Source organism: Methylomonas rivi (assembly GCF_024505165.1).
Classification (GTDB): domain Bacteria; phylum Pseudomonadota; class Gammaproteobacteria; order Methylococcales; family Methylomonadaceae; genus Methylomonas; species Methylomonas rivi.
This window is the reverse complement of the sequence record NZ_JANIBK010000227.1, coordinates 1-4,073: the sequence shown is the minus strand read 5'-3', so window position 1 is coordinate 4,073 and position 4,073 is coordinate 1. Positions and strand designations below refer to the sequence as shown.

The 4,073-nt window shown below is 58.6% G+C and carries 5 protein-coding genes; 4 read left to right on the top strand and 1 reads right to left on the bottom strand.

Annotation, left to right across the window (positions count from 1 at the left end; genetic code table 11):
• The coding region (locus tag NP596_RS20230) for a radical SAM protein (protein WP_371927990.1) at window positions 1-658 on the bottom strand (658 nt) is incomplete at its 3' end.
• Window positions 659-859: 201 nt separating this feature from the next.
• Between NP596_RS20230 and NP596_RS20225 the strand changes: the two genes are divergently transcribed.
• The 4 genes from NP596_RS20225 to NP596_RS20210 all read left to right on the top strand — a co-directional run.
• On the top strand, window positions 860-2,143 hold the full coding sequence (locus NP596_RS20225) for a DUF2130 domain-containing protein (protein WP_256617196.1): 1,284 nt from the start codon (window positions 860-862) through the stop codon (window positions 2,141-2,143).
• A gap of 296 nt (window positions 2,144-2,439) precedes the next feature.
• The gene (locus tag NP596_RS20220; RefSeq protein ID WP_371927989.1) at window positions 2,440-2,922 is read left to right on the top strand and encodes a hypothetical protein; all 483 of its coding nucleotides are present in this window, start codon (window positions 2,440-2,442) and stop codon (window positions 2,920-2,922) included.
• A 120-nt stretch (window positions 2,923-3,042) separates the two neighbouring features.
• Window positions 3,043-3,291, top strand: coding sequence for a hypothetical protein (locus NP596_RS20215; protein WP_256617195.1), 249 nt, complete (start codon window positions 3,043-3,045; stop codon window positions 3,289-3,291).
• Window positions 3,288-4,073: asparagine synthetase B family protein (locus tag NP596_RS20210; RefSeq protein ID WP_371927988.1), on the top strand; the 786-nt coding region annotated here is incomplete at its 3' end. The genes NP596_RS20215 and NP596_RS20210, both read left to right, overlap by 4 nt.

Below are 4,073 nucleotides of genomic sequence, written 5' to 3'. Positions count from 1 at the left end.
GTAAATGGGCCAGGGTTTCCAGGCGCCGTTGCGGCGCGGCGGCGCGCGGTTCCAGAGCGCGCGCCAGCGTTCGATCCAGCGTGGTAATCGACAAATACACGGAAGCCAGGCCTTGCGCCGCCATCTCCGCCAAAATATCCAGATCGCGTTCGATCAAGGCCGACTTGGTGACGATGCTGACCGGATGGCGGGTTTCCGCCAGCACTTCCAGTATCTGCCGCATGATACGTTGCCGGCGTTCCAGAGGCTGATAGGGGTCGGTGTTAGTGCCCAAGGCCAACGGCGCGCAGCGGTAACTGCGTTTGCCCAATTCCGCGCGCAGCAAACGGGCCGCGTCCGGTTTGACCAAAATTTTGCTTTCGAAATCCAGCCCGGCCGAATAACCCAGATACGCATGGCTGGGGCGGGCGAAGCAATAAATACAGCCATGCTCGCAGCCGCGATACGGGTTAATGGAACGGTCGAATGGAATGTCCGGCGAGTCGTTGTAAGTGATCAGCGATCGGCTGCTGTCGACTATCACTTCGGTGGCCAACGGCGGTAAATCGGCGTCCAGACTGCCCCAGCCGTCGTCTTCGGCTTGGCCGGATTGCTTTTCGAAGCGGCCGGCGGCGTTGCTGAGGCTAGCGCGGCCTTTGTAAATCAGGGGTTTTGGCATGGCAAGATGAATGCAAAAAGCGTGAAAAGAATTTATCACGCTTGCGCGGCCGGTTGGCAAATATTATCTGTTTCCGTTAGCCATGCATTCGGTGCCCGTGCGCCCGCAATATCCGCTATTCAGCTTTGCCGTTAGCTAAATGCCGCGCCGGCATTTATCATGTCGGCATCAAAACCAGCAGACACAGAAGGACGCCCCAGCATGACAGAAGCTACCATCACCTGCCCGAGCTGCAACAGCGCAGTCCCCTTGACGGAGTCGTTGGCCGCGCCTCTGCTTGCCGCCACCCGCAAGCAGTTCGAAGCGCAGCTTAAACAAAAAGATGCCGACATCGCCCGCCGCGAGCAAGGTATAAAAGAACAGGCACAACAACTACAAGACGCCAAGCGCAGCCTGGAAGACCAAGTCAAGCAACAGGTCGAAAAACAGCTGCATGCCGAACGCCAGCGCGTCATCGCGGAAGAGACCCGCAAGGCCAAGCAAGCCGCGGCGGCCGAGCTGGAACACAAAAGCCGCGAACTGGCCGATCTGCACGAAGTATTGAAAGTCCGCGACGCCAAACTGGCCGAAGCCCAGCAAGCCCAGGCCGAGCTGATCAAGAAACAGCGCGAACTGGACGACGCCAAGCGCGAGTTGGAGTTGACCATCGAAAAGCGCGTACAGACCAATCTCAACGAAGTGCGCAACCAGGCCAAGCGCGAAGCCGAAGAAGGCCTGAAACTGCGGGTGATGGAAAAAGACCAGACCATCGCATCGATGCAGCAAAAAATCGAAGAACTGAAACAAAAGGCCGAACAAGGCTCGCAACAATTGCAAGGCGAAGTGCAGGAACTGGAGCTGGAAAACCTGCTGCGCGCCAAATTCCCGTTCGACAACATCGACCCGGTCGCCAAGGGCGAATTCGGCGGCGACCTGCTGCAACGGGTGGTCAGCCCGGCCGGCCAAGTTAGCGGCGGCATTCTCTGGGAAGCCAAGCGTACCAAAAACTGGAGCGACGGCTGGCTGGTCAAATTGCGCGAAGATCAGCGCAACGCCAAGGCCGACATTGCCGTGCTGGTCAGTCACGCGCTGCCAAAGGGCGTGGAAACCTTCGACGTTATCGACGGCGTTTGGGTCGCCAGCCCGCGCGCCGCCTTGCCGGTTGCCACCATCCTACGACACACCCTGCTGGAAGTCGGCATGGCCCGCCTGGCCGCCGAAGGCCAGCACGGCAAAACCGAGATGGTTTACCAATACCTGACCGGCCCGCGTTTCCGCCACCGGGTGGAAGCCATCGTCGAAGCCTTCTCGACCATGCAGGAAGATCTGGACAAGGAGCGCAAAGCCATCATGAAACAATGGGCCAAACGCCAGGCGCAAATCGAGCGGGTCATGAACGCCACGGTCGGCATGTACGGCGACTTGCAGGGCATCGCCGGCAAGTCGTTGCAGGAAATAGAGGGCTTGGAAATAGGGATGTTGGGGATGGATGAGGGTGCGGATTGAACGCCGAGCAAGCAGATCGCTCTGGTTTCCAAGCTGGCGCTTGGGGGTGGGAAATTCACGAAAATCACGTAACAGCGAGTCGTAACCGAGCTCGCGTTATCAATTAGCAATGCTTCGTAAGCAACATCAATGCGCGATAGGCTAAACTAACTCAACTTGGTTTACAGGGTGTCGACGTGCAAAGCGGCAAACAAGTGGCCTCCAAGCACAGCGCACCGGGGCTTTGGACGCTATTGCATCGCATCCTGTGCGAACTCTGGCTGGGCTGATTCGTAGCGACCGCGACGGTACCCACCTTGGACCTGGAAGCTCTCAGCGTTGCCCAACTGTATCGGGACCGCGCCGATGCCGAAAACAACTTCGACAAACTGAAAAATCACTGGGGCTGGGGCGGCTTTACGCCCCAGGACCTCAAACGTTGCCGCTTTATGGCGCGCATCATTGCCTTGATTTACAACGGGTGGAGCTTGTTTGTGCGTCTGGCTAACCCCGATCAACATATCGAAGCTATCACCAGTCGGCCTTTGATGCTCTATGCCATTGGCAAGCTGACTCGCCACGCTGGCCAAACCGGCCTCACCATAAGAAATCCTCACGCCGACGCCGAGAAAGTAGAACGGGCCTATTGTCGGATGGCGGCCTTTGTCAAAGGGCTGCGCTCAACAGCGGAGCAGTTGACGAGCATACAACGCTGGTGCCGAATTCTCAGTTTGGCGTTGGTGAAATATCTGAAAGGCCGACAGTTGGCTCCTACGCCATGGCTACCGGCTTCGGCATAAAGAATGAGCAAATGCTCTTTTTAGGATGAAAGATTGGCGGGAGGATGCGCTATGGTACCATTCGGCACATTTTCCGCCGACGTATGTCCCGTGTTCCCTTCGATAACTGCCTCTCGATTCTTGAAAGCCGCACTCTGCAAGGTTTCCGGAGCAGCAAGCTTCCGCAGTCTGAAACCAGACGGGTTGTTGGCGATCCCGGGCAGTCATTTCCATTTTTCCGACGCGGCCACAGTCAATTTCTTCAAGGCGGTTTATCGAACTGACCGGCTTTTAGCGCGCGCCGACAAGCCACCATACCGCCGCGACAATTTTAAGCCAGGGCATGCGTTGTATAGCGACGCCGTGTTTCGCAAAAAGGAGCGATTATGAGCGTGATTGCGGGTGTTGTGCGTTTTTCCGGTGCGCCGCTCCAGGCGGCGGATTTAGAGGTCGCTGCCGGCCGCATGGCCGAGCCGGGCGTGGCGGAAGCAGTGTGCTGGATCGAAAAGGGTGCCGGTTTGTTGGTTCGTCAACGCCATATTACCCATGAGGACTATTTCGAGCGCCAGCCCTGGATAGGCGGAGGGGGCAGGTTAGTCTTGATTCATGACGGCCGCCTCGACAACCGCGATGAAATCGCCTCGGCGCTGGGGATTTCGCTGCGGGGCGAGGTGGCGGCGGATGGGCGGCTGCTGCTTGCGGCGCTGGAGACATGGGGTACGGCGGCGTTGCCGCGCCTGATCGGCGATTTTGCACTGGCGTTGTGGGATACGCTGAATCGCAGACTGATATTGGCGCGCGACCAGTTGGGCAGGCGCACGCTGTATTATCACCAGGGTGACGGTTTCGTCGCCTTTGCCACTCACTATCGGGCATTACTGGCATTGCCCGGCGTGCCGAGAGCGGTGGATGAACTCGGCATGGCCGATTTTCTGATTCTTAACGTGAGGCATCCGGTGGAGACTATATACCGGGGCCTGCGCCGCGTACCCGCCGCGACCATTGCCCATTTCGACGCCGGCGGCCCGAGATTTGAACGCTATTGGTCTCCCGAACCCAAGGAGCGGCTACGCCTGCCTTCCGACGCGGATTACGCGGAAGCGGCGCGAGAGCATCTGGAACGTGCGGTGGCTCGCCGCTTGCGCGCGAAGGACGGCATTGCCTCGACCCTG

Excerpts from the sequence above, each read along its gene's own strand:
- NP596_RS20225 (WP_256617196.1), top strand. The coding sequence starts at position 860 with ATGACAGAAGCTACCATCACCTGCCCGAGCTGCAACAGCGCAGTCCCC.